An 18,840-nucleotide genomic window follows, 5' to 3' on the forward strand; every position below is an offset into this window, starting at 1 on the left:
TTCTTTAAAAATTCTTAATTATTCTGCTTGTTTAAGAAAGTAATAGCGAATATGACCAAAAGCATCCTGACTCATTAAGCATTTGCCAGTTTCTTTAATTGTATTCATTTCTTCATCGTCAATCTTAATGCCATATTCATTAGCGATTGCCCAAGCATCAGCTGGCTTTAACTCAGCATAATCTTCATCAAGAAAAGCCAATTCCAAATAGTATTGACCGCGTTGATAATACAAACTTGAAGCCAAATCGCTCACTCTTAAATTATCTGCTAGTTCAATCAAATTGCCTAGTTCTGTAAATCTATAAGCATGACGCTTTTGGAACTTCCAATATTCATTATTTGCATTAGTATTAGTTTCGTTTTGTTCTTGCGTTAGCGGATCAACTTCAGTATTTAAATCGTCTTTTGGATCAAGATCGAAAAAGCTTCTTCTTGAATCGGAGTCCGCCTGTGTTGAATTATTACCTTCATCCATTGAATCACCTATCATCTTACGCAAATTATTTGCGTCTTCTGGTTGGACTTTAGTAATCATTAAATCAAGGCCGCCATTATTTGGCATTACTTGGAAAGTTACAGGCACACCCTTAGTAAAGGTATGATCTGTATCAACTTCTGCAAGGATTGAGTAAAAGAATTGTTGAATCTTATCCTTATCGCCTAAAAGATCAAGGACCTTAAGGCCACGACGAGCTAATTCTTCCTTATCAATTCTAACCCTAATTGTATTTTCATTAATATGATCTACTTGCACAGGATCTCACCTCCATGAATTATTATATTCTATTGTAGCGTATTTCTTACCGAAAATAAAAGTGCTAGCATTAACACTAACACTTTTAGAACTTTTATAAATCTGCGATCTTTTGTGCTTCAGCCAATTCCAAGCGACGCACCTTGCGCGGCAAGAATCGACGAATTTCGTCTTCGTTATAACCTACTTGAAGTCGACGATCATCCATGATAATCGGTCTTCTCAAAAGGCTAGGATTCTTTTCTACTAAATCAAGCAACTGATCAATTGATAAATCATCTAAATTGATTTTCAATTGTTGAAAAGCTCTTGAGCGGGTAGAAATGATTTCTTCGGTACCATTTTCAGTCATGCGCAAGATTCTCAATAGCTCTTTTTTAGTTAGTGGTTCAGAAAAGATATTTCTTTCCTTGAAAGGGATATTGTGCTTTTCAAGCCAAGCTCTGGCTTTACGGCATGAGGTACAACTAGGAGATACATATAAATCTACCATAAAAATCACGCTCCTCAGAACAAACAATTGTATACGTTCTTTAACTTATAACCAGTATAACACACTAACTTCTTTTTTGTAAGTGTCTATTTTATCTTTTATGTTAACTTCTTAGTCTATCCTAAAGAAAAAGCGTGAATTATTTGTGAAGAATTTGTTTGTTTTGTTTAAAATAATTAAAAATTGCACAAAAAAAGAGACCAAATTAGTCTCCTTTTTTGATTAATATGAAAATTACTTGTTAATCTTCTTCATTAGGTCGTTAACTAACTTTTCATTTTCTTCAGCAGTTTCTGAAACGAAGCATGCTTCGTTAGCTAATTCCTTAAGATCCTTAGTATCAAAATTCTTCATTAAGCTTCTGATACGTAAGATTGAAGTTGCACTCATTGAGTATTCATCAAGTCCCATTGAAAGTAGAATTGGGAACATGGTGTTGTCACCAGCAGCTTCACCACACATACCACACCAAATACCGTTTTCGTGAGCAGCATCAATAGTGTGCTTAATCAAACGAAGTACTGATGGGTTATATGGTTGGTACAAGTATGATACGTTGTCGTTACCACGGTCAGCAGCCATAGTGTATTGGATCAAGTCGTTAGTACCGATTGAGAAGAAGTCAACTTCCTTAGCGAATTGATCAGCCAAAACGGCAGCTGCAGGAACTTCAATCATCATACCAACTTGTAAGTCATCGCCGACCTTAACGCCTTTTTCAATAAGTTTTTGCTTTTCGTCATTCAAAATATCCTTAGCTTGACGAAGTTCAGCCAATGTACCAATCATTGGGAACATAATACCAAGCTTACCGTATGCTGAAGCACGAAGCAAAGCTCTTAATTGGGTACGGAAGATCTTTTCGTTCTTAAGTGAAAGACGAATAGCACGTACACCTAAGAATGGGTTCATTTCTTCTGGCAAGTCCCAGTAATCTAGGTGCTTGTCACCACCGATATCCATAGTTCTAATGATGACTTGCTTGCCGTTCATGCCTTCGATAACTTTCTTGTAAGCTTCGAATTGATCATCTTCTGTTGGAAAGTCTGAAGAATCCATGTACAAGAATTCAGTTCTGTACAAACCAATGGCTTCAGCACCATTTTCATGTACACCTGGCATGTCATTAGGAGTACCGATATTAGCAGCAATGGTAAATTTCTTACCATCAGCAGTAAGTGAAGGTTCATCTTTCAACTTCTTCCATTCAGCCTTTTGCTTAAGGAAGTCTTCACCCTTCTTCTTGTAGTCTGCAACTTGATCATCGCTTGGAGCAATGATTGCAGTACCATCAAGACCGTCATCAATTAACATATCGCCGTTCTTAACGTCTTTAGTAATTGAATCAGTACCAACTACGGCTGGTAATTCAAGTGAACGAGCCATAATTGCTGAGTGAGCAGTACGACCACCAACATCAGTAACAAAGCCTTTAACGTACTTCTTGTTAAGTTGAGCAGTGTCACTAGGAGTTAAGTCGTGAGCTACAACGATAACTTCATGATCGATTGAAGCTGGGTTTGGTAATTCCTTGCCAAGAAGGTGAGCCATAATACGCTTTGAAACGTCACGTACGTCGGCTGCACGTTCTTGCATGTAAGGATTATCAGTCATGCCCTCAAAAATTGAGATGAACTTTTGTGCAGTTTCATCAAGAGCAGCTTCTGCATTAATCTTGGAGTCCTTAATTTCATTCTCAATAGCACCAGTGAATTCTGGGTCATTCAAAATCATTAAGTGAGCTTCAAAAACTTGGGCTTCTTCTTCACCCAAGCTCTTCTTAGCTGTATCACGAATCTTTTCAACTTCAGTAGTTGATTCCTTAATAGCATCCTTGTAACGTGATACTTCTGAATCAACATCACTGATTGAAGATTTTGAGAATGAGAGATCAGGCTCTACAAGAAGATATGCTGGAGCAATGGCAATACCATCACTTGCAGCAATTCCCTTTAAAGTCTTGGTCATTATTCAGCTAAACCTTCTTTTTTCATAGTGTCAGCAATTGCGTCTAATGCGTCCTTTTCGTCGTCACCTTCAGCAGTGATAGTAACGTCTGCGTTTTGGCCAACACCAAGTGACATAACGCCCATGATTGACTTCAAGTTTACTGACTTGCCGTTGTATTCCAAGTTAACATCTGAACCGAACTTTGAAGCAGCTTGTACTAAAAGAGTAGCTGGACGTGCATGAATACCTGTTTCTGCAATAATATGAAAATCGCGTTTTTCCATTATGAATATCTCCTTTAAAATTGAAAAATTAAACTGGTAATAAATACCCATTCGAGTACTAGATTATCATGTTTTTACGGTTAAGACAACAATAATGTAACAGTTTACATCATTTACTTACCAGTATTCGTCGCGGTATAAACAATAGAACCGCCTCTTTTAGCCCTACCAGTAATATACTGCCGCTTGCCATAATTCCTTATAGTTTTTTGAAGCTCAAAGGCATCTTCAGGTTTGACCTCATATTCTTTGATTTCGCCTGAAACCAATTGGTCCAAAATTTTTTGATAATCCAAAAATATCACCACACTTTTCAAATTTTATAATTTTTTTACATTTTATTCTACTCCTTATACTAAATTTTCAAAAATATTAATATTTTGTCTATTCTTACAAAAAATAAGTTTATTTAGTGCTTAGCACTTGACTATGTCGAGTGCTAATAATATAATTTTGGTACAGTTTAAATGAAAGGCGGTAATATTTTTGCTTTGCCAAAATTGTCATGAACGGCCTGCCTCTATTCATCTTTTTACAAAGGTGAATGGCCAAAGCCGTGAGATTAATTTATGTCAACACTGTTATCAAGAATTAAGAAATCAACAAGGAAATCTAGAAAATATGAACAACGATAATAACGAATTTTTTGACGACTTTGATGATTTATTCAACGCATTAAACGGAAATAACAACAATGCCGCAAGCAACAATAATATGAGAAACAATGACCCAAGAATGCAAATGGGTGGTGGCAATGGAAACGGAGGTCAAGGCGGTAGAAGCTACTTGTCCAATATGGTACTGATTTAACTGCCCTCGCTAAGAAAGGCAAAATCGATCCTGTAATCGGCCGTGATAAGGAAATTGCCCGTGTTATTGAAATTTTAAACAGAAGAACTAAGAACAACCCAGTTTTAATTGGTGAAGCTGGTGTTGGTAAAACTGCTGTAGTTGAAGGACTTGCACAAGAAATTGTTGACGGTTCTGTTCCAGCTAAATTGCAAAACAAGCGAATCATTTCCTTAAATGTAGTATCACTTGTTCAAGGTACTGGTATCCGTGGTCAATTCGAACAAAGAATGGAACAATTGATCAAGGAATTACAACAAAATGACGATATCATCCTATTTATTGATGAAATTCACGAAATTGTTGGTGCCGGGAATGCTGAAGGCGGTATGGACGCCGGCAACATCATCAAGCCAGCTTTGGCTCGTGGTGAACTTCAATTAGTAGGTGCTACTACTATTAAGGAATACCGTGATATCGAAAAGGACTCAGCTTTGGCAAGAAGATTCCAACCTGTTGAAGTTAAGGAACCTTCAATTAACGAAACTATCCGTATCTTAAAGGGTATTCAAAAGCGGTACGAAGATTACCACCACGTTCACTACACCGATGATGCCATTGAAGCTGCTGCTAAGCTTTCTGCTCGTTACATTCAAGATAGATTCTTACCTGACAAGGCCATCGACTTACTCGATGAAGCTGGTTCAAGAATGAACTTGACTATTCCTTACATTGATAAGGATAAGATGCAAGAAAGAATCAACGCAGCTGAACAATTAAAGGAAGAAGCCTTGAAGAATGAAGATTACGAAAAGGCTGCTTACTACCGTGATCAAATTGATAAGTACGAAAAGGTAAAGGATCAAAAAGTTGACCCTGATAAGTCCCCAGTTATTACCAGTAGGATCATGAACAAGATTGTTGAAGAAAAGACTGGCATCCCTGTTGGCGATATCCAAAAACAAGAAGAAAATCAATTGCAAAACTTGGCTAGTGACTTAAAGGCTCACGTTATCGGCCAAGATAAGGCAGTTGAAAAAGTTGCTCGTGCTATTCGTCGTAACAGAATTGGTTTCAACAAGTCTGGTCGTCCAATTGGTTCATTCTTATTCGTAGGACCTACTGGTGTTGGTAAGACTGAACTTGCTAAACAACTTGCTAAGCAAATGTTTGGTTCAGAAGATGCCATGATTCGTTTCGACATGTCTGAATACATGGAACAATACTCTGTATCTAAGTTGATTGGTTCAGCTCCTGGTTACGTCGGCTATGAAGAAGCCGGTCAATTGACTGAACAAGTACGTCATAACCCATACAGCTTGATTTTGCTTGACGAAATTGAAAAGGCTCACCCAGATGTTTTGAACCTCTTCTTGCAAATCTTAGATGATGGTCGTTTAACTGATTCACAAGGTAGAACAGTTTCATTCAAGGATACAATCATCATCATGACTTCTAACGCAGGTCAAGGTATCAAGAATGCTAGTGTTGGTTTCGCTGCTGAAAACGAAGATGAATCTAACGAATCAGCTAGAAACAACATGAGCCAATTCTTCAAACCTGAATTCCTTAACCGTTTGGACGACGTCATCGAATTCAACGAATTAACTAAGCCAGACTTACTTAAGATCGTTGACTTGATGCTTGCCAACACTAACAACATGGTTAAGGACCAAGGCATCCACATCGATGTTACCGACGCAGCTAAAGAAAAATTAGTTGATGAAGGCTTCGACCCTGCTTTAGGTGCACGTCCACTTCGTCGTACCATTCAAGAAGAAATCGAAGATAAAGTTGCTGACTACAAACTTGACCACACTGACGCTAAGAACTTAAAGGCTGATGTTCAAGATGGCAAGATTGTAATTAGCGAAGAATAATAAAAATAAACACACACTCATTCAAGTTATACGCAAAAAGATTCTGAGATTAATATCTCAGAACCTTTTTTGTTAATTAGATAAAATTAATGTAAAAATAAATATATATGTCTTGATTTGAGGTATACTGAAATTAAGAGAAAAAGCTAAGAGAGACAGGTGAAATCTATGCATTTAATTGATGTAACCAATAACTATTCTGATTTGGTTCAAAGTCAGCTTAACACTACTGATGCTACTACGTTAAGGTATATTCTTTGGGCAATACTTCCGTTATTTATACTGAAAGCAGAAAAGCGATCGGTATTGCACTTGAAAATCATGATCGCCGCGTTCGTGAAGATGAAGTTGAATTTATTATTAAACGTTTGCTTAAGGATTACGATTCTTCATACACTTTAACTGTTGATAAGAGCCGTCACGTAATTGAAATTCACGTTGACAAATAACCACAGAATTTTATTTATACATAAAAAAGGAGAACTACAAATGTAGCTCTCTTTTTTGCATTTATTATAATTTTTCAGTTAATTTAACATCTGGATACTTATCGTGGAAGAAACGTTCCGCAAATTCATTTTCAAACAAGAACAATGGATTACCGTAACGGTCCTTAACTAATAAGTTACGGCTGTTGGACATTCTAGGATCAAGTTGATCCGGATCAATCCAACGAGCCACACGATGACCAATACTGTTCATTTCAACTTCTGAGTTATATTCGTTCTTCATTCTGAACTGGAATACTTCAAATTGCAATTGACCAACGGCACCTAAAATGTATTCGTCAGTTTGATAATTGCGGTAAAGCTGAATGGCACCTTCTTGTACCAATTGGTTCATCCCCTTATGGAATGACTTCTGTTTCATTACGTTCTTAGCAGTTACACGCATGAACAATTCAGGAGTAAATTCTGGAAGTGGTGGATAAACAATCTTACGCTTGCCAGCATAAATACTGTCACCAATTTGGAAGTTACCAGTATCGTATAAACCTACAATATCACCAGCCACCGCATCTGAAACTTGGACACGTTCACTAGACATGAATTCTGTTGCGTTGTTCAAACGAATTGGCTTTTCAGTTCTAGCTAAAGTAACATCTAAGCCCTTCTTAAATTCACCACTACCGATACGAACAAAGGCAATACGGTCACGGTGATGTGGGTTCATGTTAGCTTGAATCTTGAAGACAAAGCCTGAAAATTCTGGATCTTCTGGGCTTAATTCTTCATCCCCATTAACAGTGTGGCTTTCTGGAGCTGGAGCCAAATCAACAAAGCTGTTTAAGAATGTTTCCACACCAAAGTTAGTCAAAGCTGAGCCAAAGAAGACAGGAGTTTGATCACCCATCGCAATCTTTTCATGATCAAACTTGTTACCAGCTTCCTTAATCAAGTCGATTTCATCAAGCGTATCCTTAAATTGAGGATCTTGACTAAGTGGTTCACTATCAGGTAAAGTACCATCTTCGTTTAATGGTAAGAAACGATCCTTGCCATCTTTGCGGTAAAGTTCAACACGCCTATTTGCAATATCGTAAAGGCCCTTCAAGGTTTGTCCTGAACCAATTGGCCAGTTCATTACCACACCTTCGATGCCAAGCAAATCTTCTAGTTCAGCAATCAAATCTAGTGGTGGACGACCATCACGGTCAAGCTTGTTCATAAAGGTAAAAATTGGAATACCACGTTGCTTAACAACTTTGAATAACTTCTTAGTCTGAGGTTCGATACCTTTAGCTGAGTCAATTACCATTACTGCTGAGTCAACGGCCATCAAAGTACGGTAGGTGTCTTCAGAGAAGTCTTGGTGACCTGGCGTATCCAAGATGTTGATTCGCTTGCCTTTATATTCAAATTGCATAACAGAACTAGTAACGGAAATACCACGCTTTTTTTCAATTTCCATCCAGTCACTAGTTGCATAGTTCCCTGTCTTACGTGCCTTAACGGTACCAGCTTTACGAATTACCCCACCAAAAAGCAGCATTTGTTCAGTAATAGTTGTCTTACCTGCGTCAGGGTGTGAAATGATCGCAAAGGTTCTTCTTTTATTTACTTTATCTGCTAACTCTTTATTCATTAGTCCTTTTTATCTTCTTCCTTTTCTACTCCATCGTCTGACAGTAATACTGTCAATAATCTCGAGCCCTTCATTCTTGTGGTGGTAAGCGTCTTGCCATCACCAATATCAACTGTTAATTTTTCCCCTTTTGCTGGAATTACTTTTAGAGTATTGATAACGTACCCAGCTACTGTATCTACATCTTCCATTTCAAGATGCGCATCAAATTGCTCATTAAATTCATCAAGCGGCATCTTGCCATAAATGATGTATTTATGAGGAGCAATTTGATTATATAAAACTTCTGTGTGATCGACTTCGTCATCGATATCGCCGACGATTTCTTCAACTAAGTCTTCAATAGTTGCTAGACCGGTAACGCCACCATATTCGTCCATCAAAATAGCCAGCTGTCTTTGTGTCTGCTGCATTTCCATCAGCAAATCTCCCAACTCAGCTGTTTCAGGGGCAAATAATGGCTCAGTCATTACGTCTTCATAATCAAGATTTTCAAAGCCTTTACGCTTAGCCATTCGTAAAACGCTTCTAATATGAATGACACCAACGATCTTATCTTTATCTCGTTTATAAACTGGGACACGTGAATAAGGCTCACGCAAAATTTCATCCAAATTATCCTGAAGGCTAACGTCTGCATCAACCATAAATGCATCCATTCTTGGCACCATTACTTCACGGGCCGTTTTACCTTGAAATTCAAGAATACCTTCAAGCATTGAAAACTCTTTATCGTCAATTTTATGACTATCATGCAAATTAACGATTTCTTTTTCTAAATGATCTTTAGTTTCTTCTTTTTTATCGCCTGATAACTTGCTTCTCAAGCGACCAAAAAAAATTATCCGCTCCAGGATCACTACTCATTTGTATACTCTCTTTCTTAAAAAGTCATCTAAATAAAGATATTATAGCATACAGCTAGTGTCATTATGTTAAAATAGCACATAAGACTAAGGAGGTTGGATACAATGAAAAAAAGCCACATCTTGCTTGTTTTCACATTTTTATTGCTTATCCCATATATTTGCAGTCTAGCAATTATTGGTATTGGCTATAACGCATTGGTACTGCACTCAGCAGAAATTTGCCGTACGATAATCGGAGCTTTAGTTGGCTCAATCATTATGTTTGCTGTTAAGGCAACAATTCAACGTCCAGTTGATTTATTAGCCGTTCAAACTAATGACGATCTGTTAAAGCAACTTTTACGTTTTTTCAGTATCAGACGCCGTTATTTCTTCCTTTTCGCCAATATCGTTTTAGACTTTATCCTATGTTTTGCCTCAACCTATCTAGTCCGTTCAATTTTGACGCTAGATCAAATCGTAGGCAATTCAATCGGTTTTGTCTTATTGATTATGTTCGTTTCAACTTGTCTTGGGGCTTACGTAGAATACGACAACTTATCAATCGATCCACAACAGCATTAATTTTATTCACTGGCCTTCAAGTAGAAATCTTGGGTCAGTTTTTTTGTGTCCATATTAAGATCCCAAACCATGTATGGCGTATCACTATCACCTAAGTTTTGGTAAACCTTAACACCATTGTCCATTACTTTCTTAACAAAAGTGGAAACAGTACTGGTCAAAGGCAAATTGAAGAAAACAAGATTTTGATTTTCTTGTTCTTCTTCTTCAACTTCTGCCTTAGGTAAATCAAATTTCATAAGACCTGTTGGCACTTTAACATCTTTAGAGTTAGCCAAAACACCGTACCAGTACATAAAACTGTCTTCACCGGATACGATCAAAGCAGTACGCTTATTTTCCAAATTATTATCAGCTAAAAACTTTTGAAAAGTCTCATCATTTTCCATTTGTTGGTTAGATTCCATAAAGCTCTTTTGTGCATTCATTAAGCTAGCTGGAAAAGGACGACCTACAAATAATTTTTCATCGATAGTTTTCTTCATTTTTTCTCCTAATTAATATTCTGCTAATTCACTTAAATCAATTACTTCGCCATTTAAGAAAGCATCAATTTCTCCTGATGAAAAACCGTGGCTAAATAGATACTTTTTAATTTTAAGTTTGCGTCCTGAATCATCAAAACGACGAAATCTCTTATATGCCTTAATGCCTTGCTTTTTTAAAGCTTCCATTTGCATATCTTCATTATCTGCTAAATCTAAAGACGAAATAACTTCACTGCTAATACCACCATCAAAACCATGAGTTAACAGTTTGCTTCTCATCTTGCGTTCGATTTCTCTTTTTGAGATTTTACCCACTTGATGCATCATTGACTTAACTACTCTTCGGCCGATTTCAATCCAATCTTCATCGTCAACTTCGCCGAGTTCTACTTGACTAATTTCTGGATCAACGCCTTTTTGCGTTAATTTGCGCAACAAACTCTTAGGTCCATCCGAACCAACGCGAAGATCATTTTTGATAAAAAGTTTCACATATTGTTGGTCATCCAGATAGCCCAATTCATTTAATTGACTAACAGCACTATTAGCTGCTTCATCAGAAATCTCGTGCTTTTTTAAATACTGTAAGACTTCAAACACGGTTCGAGGCTCATAACTCAAAAAATGAGCGGCTAAATCACTGGCTTTAGCATCTGCATCAAATTGATGGATTTTTTCAACTTGAGCATCGTCTAATTCTTTTCCCTTTAGCAAAACAAATTCAGCTACGGTCTTTTCACTAGCAGAAAAAGCATACTTGCCATCCAAAAAAATATTATAACGTCCTGGGCGCCGTTGTGCACTTACTTTGGTTATCAACAACTGTTTTCACCTCGCAATATTCTAAAATACATGCTAGCAAATTTTTGTAATGCTTGCTAAGAACTTTTTTTAGGTAGTACAATTAATAGCAATGTAATTTAGTTTTTAGTAGAAAGAATAAGGATAATGAACAGAAAATTTTCCAAGAATAAGCAACGCGAAAAAGATATCATCATTACCATTAAACGCTTAGGCATTAACGGCGAAGGCATCGGTTATTACAAAAAGAAGGTCATCTTCATCCCTGGTGCTTTGCCAGGTGAAGTAGTCGTAGCTAAAATCGTTAAAAGCTACCCTCATTACATTGAAGGCGAATTGGTCCGCATCAAGGAAAAGAGCCCTGATCGTGTAGACTTCCCTGAAGGCGTTGATCCAGAAATCGGCGGCTTAGAGCTCGCTCACTTGTCCTATGACAAGCAACTTGAATTCAAACGCAACAACATGCTTGAATCACTTAAGAAATATCATCCACGTGGCTATGGTAAATATAAGGTTAAGAAGACCATCCCCGCTCCAGATCCATGGCACTACCGCAACAAGGCACAATACCAAATTGAAAGTGTTCACGGCAAAACCAAGTTAGGTCTTTTTGCACCAAACTCACATCGTTTAATCGACTTGCCTAAGATGCCAACTCAAAGTGAAGACACACAAAAAGCAGAACGTGAAATCAAAGAATTAATCGAAAAATTGCACGTTCCAGTCGCAAATTACCGTCGTCACTTGCCAGGAATTAAGACAGTCGTTGTACGTCAATCAGAAGCAACTAAAGAAATCCAAGTTACTTTGATTACTATTGGTCATAAACTCAAGAACTTGATTCCACTTGCTAAAGAAATCATGAAACTTGATCATGTTGTTAGTGTTTACCAAAACGAAACTGAATGGCAAAACCCACAAGTTTGGGGTAACAAGACCGAAAAATTATTGGGTAAAAATCAAATTGTTGAAGAAATTTTGGGCAAGAAATTCGCCTTATCTCCACGTGCTTTCTTCCAACTAAACCCAGTTCAAACTGTTAACCTTTATTCAGAAGCATTGAAATACCTCGACTTAGCTCCTGATCAAACTTTAATCGATGCCTATAGTGGTGTAGGTACTTTGGGTATCTTAGCAGCTGATCGCGTTAAGCAAGTTATTGGTATTGAAACTATTCCTGAAGCCGTTAAGGATGCTCAACACAATGTTGAATTAAACCACATTAAGAATGCGGACTACATTCAAGGTGCTACTGAAAAGGTATTGCCTGAATTGCAAAACAGCGGTGTATCAATCGATGCTTTGATTGTGGATCCACCAAGAACCGGTTTAGCTAAGAGTTTGATTAAGACTATCTTACGCGTTAAACCTGAAACCTTCGTTTACATTTCATGTAACCCATCAACTCTAGCTCAAGACTTAGTTTTACTTAGCGAAGCATATGATGTTCGTTTGATTCAAAACGTTGATATGTTACCACAAACTCCTCGCTGTGAAGCCATTGCTAAATTAGTATTACGTAAATAATTAAATTAGCCTAGTCAAACGACTGGGCTTTTTTGCGTATAAAAAAAGCAGCTGACGGACAATCCTGTCTCTTTGCAGCCGCAATTTCAAGTGGATGAGGTAGCTCATCAATTGATAGTCACGATTTTCAGTTGTTTGATTTGTGTTAAACAATGGCTATCGCAACCAATATTAACATTCACTTGTTCGGGTCTTTACATAAAACGTAACTTTTTAATGAATTGGAGTTTTCTGCGAACAGCCACTGACAATTAATAAATAGCGTTTAATTAAGTGATTTATGGCTGACACCTCTACATATAGAGAATCTTTCAAGTTTCCAATAATAATACAATTCTGGAGATAAAAACTTATTGTTCATTTTACATTTTGTTAACTTTAATTTCTACCTCTTCCACACCATTCATTATATCCGGTTGTGTAACCGCTTGCAATAATTAGAGCCTATATTTATCAAAAAATGCCTTAACTCGCTTACGATACTTATTCTTATACATTGGATAAGACAAAGCATGACCTGCTAAAGACGCAACCCATATTTCTTTTGGCACATCAGTTACGGCATAATTTTGATAAACTATTTCAGTTGGAACAAAATGATCTTTTCCACTATGAATAAACAAAAATGATCTAGTATTCTTTTTTAATTGCTTAATTGAAGAAGCTTGCTCTAAGAAAAAGCCATTTTTCACTTTATTGATTCTGCTAATAATCTCACCCAATGGAATACTTGCAAATTTATTCAAATTAACCAAATTGCCAGCTTGATATCTTATTTCTTCTTTAAGGGTCGAATAACCACAGTCTTCAATAAAAGCTTTAACCTGGCTAGGCAGCTCCATGCCGCTGACCATCATAGTGGTGCACCACCCATACTTTGGCCCATCACAATAGTCTTGCTATTTTCTCCATTTTTAGCAATTACTTGGTTAATCCAATTACGAATGTCTTCTTTTTCCTACCCAGCCATAACCGATATATTTGCCTGCACTTCTGCCGTGAGCTCGTGCATCAGGAAGAAGAACATTATAGCCAAAGTCATAGAACATTTTGGCAAAACCGCCCATACTGTCGCTATCACTCATAGAACCGTGCAACAGAATAGCGGTTTTATCTGAGTCATGATTTAAGTATTGAGCAAATAGTTTTAAGCCGTTTTTAGTCTCAAGATTCCATTTTTCTTTAGGGAAATCTCTGAAACAAACTTTATCAGGGTAAAGTGAATCTTTGCCTGACAACTTTTTAGAATCTGGTTCTTTCTTATAAGGCGTCATTGCAATTTTAAAGAAGTAGTCACCTGCAGCAAATATTCCTGCACCTGCTGCTAGAAGTGATGTTAATAATAGCTTTTTCTTCATACTGAGCACTTCCTAGTTAAACTAACGTACTTTATTTTATAATTAGTAATAAGAATATTATTACTTTTATTACACGAGAAAATGAGATTAACAGACTTATTACAATTAATTGATGACCTTAATATCAATACAAGTTTTCATTTAAAAATTGCTGGTAAGACTATGCCTTGGGGCAAATTAACCTTAGCTGGAGAAAAATGCCTGCTTTATCCAGGCTCAAAAGCTTTGACTAAGAAAAAGATAGTCAAATTAGTAGGTAAAATGCATGGTCGTGGCATCCCCCTTATCGCCATAGTAAATAACCAAGAGTATCCTCTTTTTGGCCTGCAAATAGTTGAAGATGAACGCAAAGCAATTTTACTCTAAACAAAAAAGGACCTAGCTAAACTAGGTTCTTTTTGCTTATTTATTACTTTTCTTTATATTGGCGTACATAGTTCTTAGTACCAGCAAAGTACCAAGTGCCCTTTTTATCATCACTGACTAATTCTTTGCCATCTTCTGGATCTTCCAATGCTGTATTGAAGACGTCTTCATATTCAGGAATAGTCAATTTCTTACGACGATCAAGTAATGCCATATCTTTGGCTTTATCGATCTCTTTTTCATAGCCTTCAACCAAATTACCACTGTAAAATTCACCCATGGCTCCTGAACCATATGAAAATAGTCCAACTAATGAACCTGCTGACAAGTCATCATTTTCGAGCAAGCTAAGCAAACTAATGTATAAAGAAGCAGTATAAGCATTACCAATACGACGAGATAATTGTTTAGCGGCTTCAAAACTACTTTCTAACTTTTTAGTAGTTTCTTCATCTTGACCTTCTACTGCAATTCTATTTGCCTTAAGAGCCATCTTAGTAAATGGCATGTGATAAGTAATCGCGTCAAAATCACTAGTCTTGAGGTTCTTTTGCTTCTTGTAATCGTTAAAAGTCTTAGTAAAGAAGTCTAAGTAAACTTGAGTAGAATATTTTCCTTCAACCATAGCTACACGTGAGAAGTTTGGACGCCAAAAGTCATTGATATCTTCACTGTAGGCGCTGTGACCATCGTTCAATGCAAGAATACTTGGATCAGCCTTGATCAACATACTGATACTGCCGGCACCTTGGGTAACTTCTCCTGGAGTGCCAACGCCGTAACGAGCAATATCACTACTGATAACAATTGCTGTTTGATTAGGGTGAACTCTAACAAAGTCGCGTGCAATCATTAAAGCAGCAGTTAAACCAAAGCAAGCTTCTTTAACTTCAAAAGTTCTAACTTCCGGCTTTAAATTAAGTGCAGTTTTAACAAACAAAGAAGCAGACTTAGATTGATCGATACTGCTTTCTGTACCAAAGACAAGCAAACCGACTTTATCCTTATCAATACGGTCAATATAACGCATTGTTGCGTTAATTCCCATAGAAACTGCGTCTTGGGTTTGATCTGCAACGCTCATTTCACTTTGACCAATACCAATCAAAAATTTGTTAGGATCTTGGTTTCTTGCATGTGCTAAATCAACCATATCTACATATTTATTTGGCGTAAAAAGTCCGATTTTATCAATACCTACTTGCATTTATTTTTCCTCTCTTAATTTCTCCAAAATATCCTTCGCATGACTTTCTGAATAATTCTTTTCTTCTATCATTTTATTCAAAACAGTCTTTTTCTCTTCTTCAGTTGCATCAAGCTCAGCTACTACATTGCGCGCTTGCAATTTCATATGTCCAGCTTGAATGCCAACAGTCGAAATAGCCAACAACGCTGCTAAATTATTTGCTAAACCAATACTAGTAATAATTTCGCCTAAAGTTTGACTAGTAATGTTTTTGCCTAAAATTGAAAAGCTTTGCTGGACATCGCGACGCGCTTTAATTGAACCACCTACAACGCCAATCGCCATTGGCAAGGTCAACTCACCGACTAATTTATCATCTTCCATTGTCCATTTTGATAAACTACGATATTGACCATCCCGATTTGCCAAGACTGCAGTAGCATTTTCGATTGCGCGATAGTCATTGCCTGTAGCGATTAAAACTGCATCGACACCATTCATAATGCCCTTGTTGTTAGTTACCGCACGATATGAATCGTCATAGCCAATCTGACTAAGCAATACGATACGCTGAGCAACTTTTTCACCACCAATGGCAATTGGATCAATCTTTACCTCAGTCTTAGTTAATTGGCTAGGATAATTAGATAAAATAGCAAAAAGCTTTTCTTCAACATGATCAAATTGTTCTAACTTGGCACTCAAAAATTCCAGAATTGAGTTAGTCTTATTAGCCCCCATCGCTTCAGCCGGATCAACTAAAACTTTGAGATAAACCAAATTACCGTTTTGTTTAGCCGAAATAGAACGAGTTCCGCCACCATGACCGACTAAACTAGTAAACTTTTGATTAGCTAAATCGATCAATTCAGGAAATTTTTCTTCTAAATCAGCTAAAGAAAATTGTTCATCAACCTTTAAAACAATTTGACCATAGATTCCATCTCTATGACTAACAGCTTTTACACCGCCATTTTTAGCAAAAATGCTAGCACCATGATTGGCAGCGGCCACCACAGATGGCTCTTCTGTTGCCATTGGTACCATGTATTTTTGTCCATTAACCAATAAGTTCTGAACTACACCCAAAGGCAAACGCAATTGACCAATCACATTTTCGCTTAACTCATCTAAACGTTTTAATACTTGATCATCAATGTCTTCTAATTTAATCCCTTCAGCCCGTAAGATTCTTCTACGCTCTTCAGGCTGTAATTGATAAAACCTCATTATGCGTTCTCGATTTCATAGGCAATTGCTTGGCCGCCACCAATACACAAAGTAACCAAAGCTCTCTTGCCATCTCTATTTTTCAATCCACTAATTGCGGAAGCCACTAAACGAGTACCTGTTGCACCAAGTGGATGGCCTAACGCAATGGCACCACCCATAACATTCAATTTATCCATTGGAATGTGTAAATCTCTTGCCACAGCAACGCTTTGAGCCGCAAAAGCTTCGTTTAATTCAATGATGTCGTAGTCATCAATCTTACGGCCAGTCTTAGCTAACAACTTTTTAACAGCATAGTATGGCGTGTAGCCCATGTAAGCTGGATCAAAGCCGGCTTCCGCAAATGCACCTAATTTAGCAATTGGAGTCAAATGTAATTCTTCCATCTTTTCTTTAGTAGCAAGCACCAGCATACTTGCTCCATCAGTTAATGGAGATGAATTACCTGCTGTTACTTGACCATCTTCTTTGAAAACTGGTTTTAAGTTGCTCAAAGCTTCAAGACTAGTATCAGAACGAATTGGTTCATCATGATCTAAAGTTTGACCATTAAGTTCGATCTTTAAAATTTCATTTTTTAAAAAGCCAGATTTAGTTGCTTCCGTTGCTAACTTATGTGAACGTAAGCTGAATTCATCCATTTCTCTGCGAGAAACGTGGTATCTCTCTGCTACATTTTCAGCGGTAATTCCCATATGTTTACCAGAAAAGGCGTCCATCAAACCATCATTGATCATCGTACTGGTCAGATGATCTGCTGGATCAGCCTTGTATTCTTTTTTAACAAAGTACGGTGCACGTGTCATACTTTCGCTTCCGCCAACAGCTACCAAGTCCAAGTCGCCCATTTCCATTTGGCCTTGTGCCAAACGAACTGCCTTTAAACTTGAACCACAAACTTCATTGATTGTAACTGCAGCTGATTCTTGTTTCATCCCTGAGTTAAGAGCAACTTGACGGGCCGTGTTTTCACCAAGACCTGTACCTAAAACATTACCCATAAAAAGAGCTTGAACATCTTGCGGATTAATATTTCCTGCTTTTAAAGTTCCCTTTAGTGCCATTACCCCCAACTCAATTGCGGAAGTATCCTTAAAAAAGCCACGATACTTGCCAAAAGGTGTTCTTTTGGCTGCAACAATATATATATCCTTCACTTATTTATTCTCTCCATCATGTAAAATTCGATAAATATGTTCATAACAAAAAATTATTAAGAATACATAAAAAGACTACGCTTTCGTGTAGTCTGTCAGAATCTTTAAAGATCATTTACTTTTTGGCTTTATCTTCAGCTTCAAATTGCTTGCCTAAGCGTTGAATATAAGCACGAAGTTGTTCCTTAATTTCAGGGTGCTTCAAACCATATTCAATTGAAGTTTCAAGGTAGCCCTCCTTGTTACCAACATCGTGACGTTCACCCTTAAATACATGAGCAAAAACTCTTTGCGTCTTGTTCATAGTATCGATGGCATCAGTCAATTGGATTTCGCCACCACGACCAGGTTTTTGATGAGCTAAAATATCAAAAATTTCTGGTGTAAGAAGATAACGACCAATAATTGCATAATCACTAGGTGCCTTATCAATGTCTGGCTTTTCAATGAATGACTTAACATTGATCAAACCTGGCATAATTTCATTTTCTGGTTCAATTACACCATATTTTGAAACATCTTTGTGTGGTACTGGCATAACGGCAATTGTTGATGCATGAGTCTTATTGTAACGGTCAATCAGTTGCTTAGTAAGTGGCGTTTTATCATCCATCAAGTCGTCACCTAACATAACGACGAATGGTTCATCCCCTACAAAACTGCGCGCACGGTAAATAGCATCACCTAAGCCAGCAGGATGTGGTTGTCTAGTGTAGTACAAATTAACGCCAAGATTAGTAATGCCTTGAGTTAATTTCAAAAGCTCGTCTTTACCCTTTTCAGCCAAATCTTGTTCAAGTTCTGGGTTAGAGTCAAAGTGATCTTCAATAGGGCGCTTGTTTTTGCCGATAACGATCAAAATATCCTCAATACCAGATTTCTTAGCCTCTTCAACGATAAATTGAATTGTTGGCTTATCAACAATTGGCAACATTTCCTTAGGTAAAGCTTTAGTAGCAGGTAAGAATCGAGTACCTAAGCCTGCTGCCGGAATAACAGCTTTTCTTACTTTCATACAAATACACTTTCTACTTTCTATATTTATGCAATT

At 37.3% G+C, this 18,840-nt stretch carries 15 protein-coding genes and 4 pseudogenes; 5 read left to right on the plus strand and 14 right to left on the minus strand.

Features of this window, described 5'->3' with window-relative positions:
* Positions 1-18: 18 nt before the first annotated feature.
* The 5 genes from JCM1039_RS08745 to ykzS all read right to left on the minus strand — a co-directional run bounded on the left by JCM1039_RS08745 (position 19) and on the right by ykzS (position 3,779).
* Positions 19-756, minus strand: a complete 738-nt coding sequence (locus JCM1039_RS08745) for an adaptor protein MecA (protein WP_025015467.1) — start codon at positions 754-756, stop codon at positions 19-21.
* A 94-nt stretch (positions 757-850) separates the two neighbouring features.
* On the minus strand, positions 851-1,249 hold the full coding sequence (gene spxA / locus JCM1039_RS08750) for a transcriptional regulator SpxA (protein ID WP_013641647.1): 399 nt from the start codon (positions 1,247-1,249) through the stop codon (positions 851-853).
* 234 nt (positions 1,250-1,483) lie between these two features.
* Complete coding sequence (gene ptsP, locus JCM1039_RS08755) at positions 1,484-3,217, minus strand: phosphoenolpyruvate--protein phosphotransferase (RefSeq protein WP_025015468.1); 1,734 nt, start codon at positions 3,215-3,217, stop codon at positions 1,484-1,486.
* Positions 3,217-3,483 (minus strand): phosphocarrier protein HPr, encoded by a 267-nt coding sequence (locus JCM1039_RS08760; protein WP_005718606.1) that lies wholly within the window; start codon positions 3,481-3,483, stop codon positions 3,217-3,219. The genes ptsP and JCM1039_RS08760 overlap by 1 nt, the downstream gene beginning before the upstream one ends.
* Positions 3,484-3,596: 113 nt before the next feature.
* Positions 3,597-3,779, minus strand: coding sequence for a protein YkzS (ykzS, locus tag JCM1039_RS08765; protein WP_025015469.1), 183 nt, complete (start codon positions 3,777-3,779; stop codon positions 3,597-3,599).
* 190 nt (positions 3,780-3,969) lie between these two features.
* Between ykzS and JCM1039_RS11385 the strand changes: the two are divergent.
* Positions 3,970-6,152 (plus strand): annotated as a pseudogene (locus JCM1039_RS11385) (ATP-dependent Clp protease ATP-binding subunit).
* A 168-nt stretch (positions 6,153-6,320) separates the two neighbouring features.
* Positions 6,321-6,601 (plus strand): annotated as a pseudogene (locus tag JCM1039_RS11390) (DUF1827 family protein).
* 64 nt (positions 6,602-6,665) lie between these two features.
* On the opposite strand, the gene JCM1039_RS08780 reads toward JCM1039_RS11390, so the two are convergent.
* Both JCM1039_RS08780 and JCM1039_RS11395 read right to left on the minus strand, forming a co-directional pair.
* On the minus strand, positions 6,666-8,237 hold the full coding sequence (locus tag JCM1039_RS08780; RefSeq protein WP_025015470.1) for a peptide chain release factor 3: 1,572 nt from the start codon (positions 8,235-8,237) through the stop codon (positions 6,666-6,668).
* A pseudogene (locus tag JCM1039_RS11395) lies at positions 8,237-9,104 on the minus strand (hemolysin family protein). Before JCM1039_RS11395 ends, JCM1039_RS08780 begins: the two are co-directional and overlap by 1 nt.
* Positions 9,105-9,208: 104 nt before the next feature.
* On the opposite strand from JCM1039_RS11395, the gene JCM1039_RS08790 reads away from it, so the two are divergent.
* Positions 9,209-9,670, plus strand: coding sequence for a hypothetical protein (locus JCM1039_RS08790; protein ID WP_025015471.1), 462 nt, complete (start codon positions 9,209-9,211; stop codon positions 9,668-9,670).
* 2 nt (positions 9,671-9,672) lie between these two features.
* On the opposite strand, the gene JCM1039_RS08795 is transcribed toward JCM1039_RS08790, so the two are convergent.
* Both JCM1039_RS08795 and recX read right to left on the minus strand, forming a co-directional pair.
* Positions 9,673-10,155 (minus strand): hypothetical protein, encoded by a 483-nt coding sequence (locus JCM1039_RS08795; RefSeq protein WP_025015472.1) that lies wholly within the window; start codon positions 10,153-10,155, stop codon positions 9,673-9,675.
* Positions 10,156-10,167: 12 nt separating this feature from the next.
* Positions 10,168-10,980: a recombination regulator RecX gene (gene recX / locus JCM1039_RS08800; RefSeq protein ID WP_025015473.1), complete on the minus strand. Its 813-nt coding sequence runs from the start codon at positions 10,978-10,980 to the stop codon at positions 10,168-10,170.
* 126 nt (positions 10,981-11,106) lie between these two features.
* Between recX and rlmD the strand changes: the two genes are divergently transcribed.
* Entirely contained in the window at positions 11,107-12,486 is a 1,380-nt protein-coding gene (rlmD, locus tag JCM1039_RS08805; protein WP_025015474.1) for a 23S rRNA (uracil(1939)-C(5))-methyltransferase RlmD, read from the plus strand.
* 437 nt (positions 12,487-12,923) lie between these two features.
* Here the strand turns inward: rlmD and JCM1039_RS12970 are convergent.
* A pseudogene (locus tag JCM1039_RS12970) lies at positions 12,924-13,844 on the minus strand (alpha/beta hydrolase).
* A gap of 81 nt (positions 13,845-13,925) precedes the next feature.
* On the opposite strand from JCM1039_RS12970, the gene JCM1039_RS08815 reads away from it, so the two are divergent.
* Positions 13,926-14,210, plus strand: coding sequence for a hypothetical protein (locus JCM1039_RS08815; RefSeq protein WP_025015475.1), 285 nt, complete (start codon positions 13,926-13,928; stop codon positions 14,208-14,210).
* Between the two features lie 43 nt (positions 14,211-14,253).
* On the opposite strand, the gene JCM1039_RS08820 is transcribed toward JCM1039_RS08815, so the two are convergent.
* The 4 genes from JCM1039_RS08820 to galU all read right to left on the minus strand — a co-directional run bounded on the left by JCM1039_RS08820 (position 14,254) and on the right by galU (position 18,804).
* Positions 14,254-15,417 carry a hydroxymethylglutaryl-CoA synthase gene (locus JCM1039_RS08820; protein ID WP_025015476.1) on the minus strand — a complete coding sequence of 388 codons (1,164 nt, stop codon included), beginning with the start codon at positions 15,415-15,417 and terminating at the stop codon, positions 14,254-14,256.
* Positions 15,418-16,629: a hydroxymethylglutaryl-CoA reductase, degradative gene (locus tag JCM1039_RS08825; protein ID WP_025015477.1), complete on the minus strand. Its 1,212-nt coding sequence runs from the start codon at positions 16,627-16,629 to the stop codon at positions 15,418-15,420.
* Positions 16,629-17,789 (minus strand): thiolase family protein, encoded by a 1,161-nt coding sequence (locus JCM1039_RS08830; RefSeq protein WP_025015478.1) that lies wholly within the window; start codon positions 17,787-17,789, stop codon positions 16,629-16,631. Before JCM1039_RS08830 ends, JCM1039_RS08825 begins: the two co-directional genes overlap by 1 nt.
* A gap of 115 nt (positions 17,790-17,904) precedes the next feature.
* The gene (gene galU / locus JCM1039_RS08835) at positions 17,905-18,804 is read right to left on the minus strand and encodes a UTP--glucose-1-phosphate uridylyltransferase GalU (RefSeq protein WP_025015479.1); all 900 of its coding nucleotides are present in this window, start codon (positions 18,802-18,804) and stop codon (positions 17,905-17,907) included.
* Positions 18,805-18,840: the final 36 nt, after the last annotated feature.

The organism is Lactobacillus kitasatonis DSM 16761 = JCM 1039 (assembly GCF_000615285.1).
Classification (GTDB): domain Bacteria; phylum Bacillota; class Bacilli; order Lactobacillales; family Lactobacillaceae; genus Lactobacillus; species Lactobacillus kitasatonis.

Coding starts and splice junctions, on each gene's coding strand:
- JCM1039_RS08820 (WP_025015476.1), bottom strand. CDS start 15,417: ATGCAAGTAGGTATTGATAAAATCGGACTTTTTACGCCAAATAAATAT.
- ptsP (WP_025015468.1), bottom strand. CDS start 3,217: ATGACCAAGACTTTAAAGGGAATTGCTGCAAGTGATGGTATTGCCATT.
- JCM1039_RS08795 (WP_025015472.1), bottom strand. CDS start 10,155: ATGAAGAAAACTATCGATGAAAAATTATTTGTAGGTCGTCCTTTTCCA.
- JCM1039_RS08815 (WP_025015475.1), top strand. CDS start 13,926: ATGAGATTAACAGACTTATTACAATTAATTGATGACCTTAATATCAAT.
- JCM1039_RS08780 (WP_025015470.1), bottom strand. CDS start 8,237: ATGAATAAAGAGTTAGCAGATAAAGTAAATAAAAGAAGAACCTTTGCG.
- JCM1039_RS08825 (WP_025015477.1), bottom strand. CDS start 16,629: ATGAGGTTTTATCAATTACAGCCTGAAGAGCGTAGAAGAATCTTACGG.
- spxA (WP_013641647.1), bottom strand. CDS start 1,249: ATGGTAGATTTATATGTATCTCCTAGTTGTACCTCATGCCGTAAAGCC.
- rlmD (WP_025015474.1), top strand. CDS start 11,107: ATGAACAGAAAATTTTCCAAGAATAAGCAACGCGAAAAAGATATCATC.
- JCM1039_RS08760 (WP_005718606.1), bottom strand. CDS start 3,483: ATGGAAAAACGCGATTTTCATATTATTGCAGAAACAGGTATTCATGCA.
- galU (WP_025015479.1), bottom strand. CDS start 18,804: ATGAAAGTAAGAAAAGCTGTTATTCCGGCAGCAGGCTTAGGTACTCGA.
- JCM1039_RS08790 (WP_025015471.1), top strand. CDS start 9,209: ATGAAAAAAAGCCACATCTTGCTTGTTTTCACATTTTTATTGCTTATC.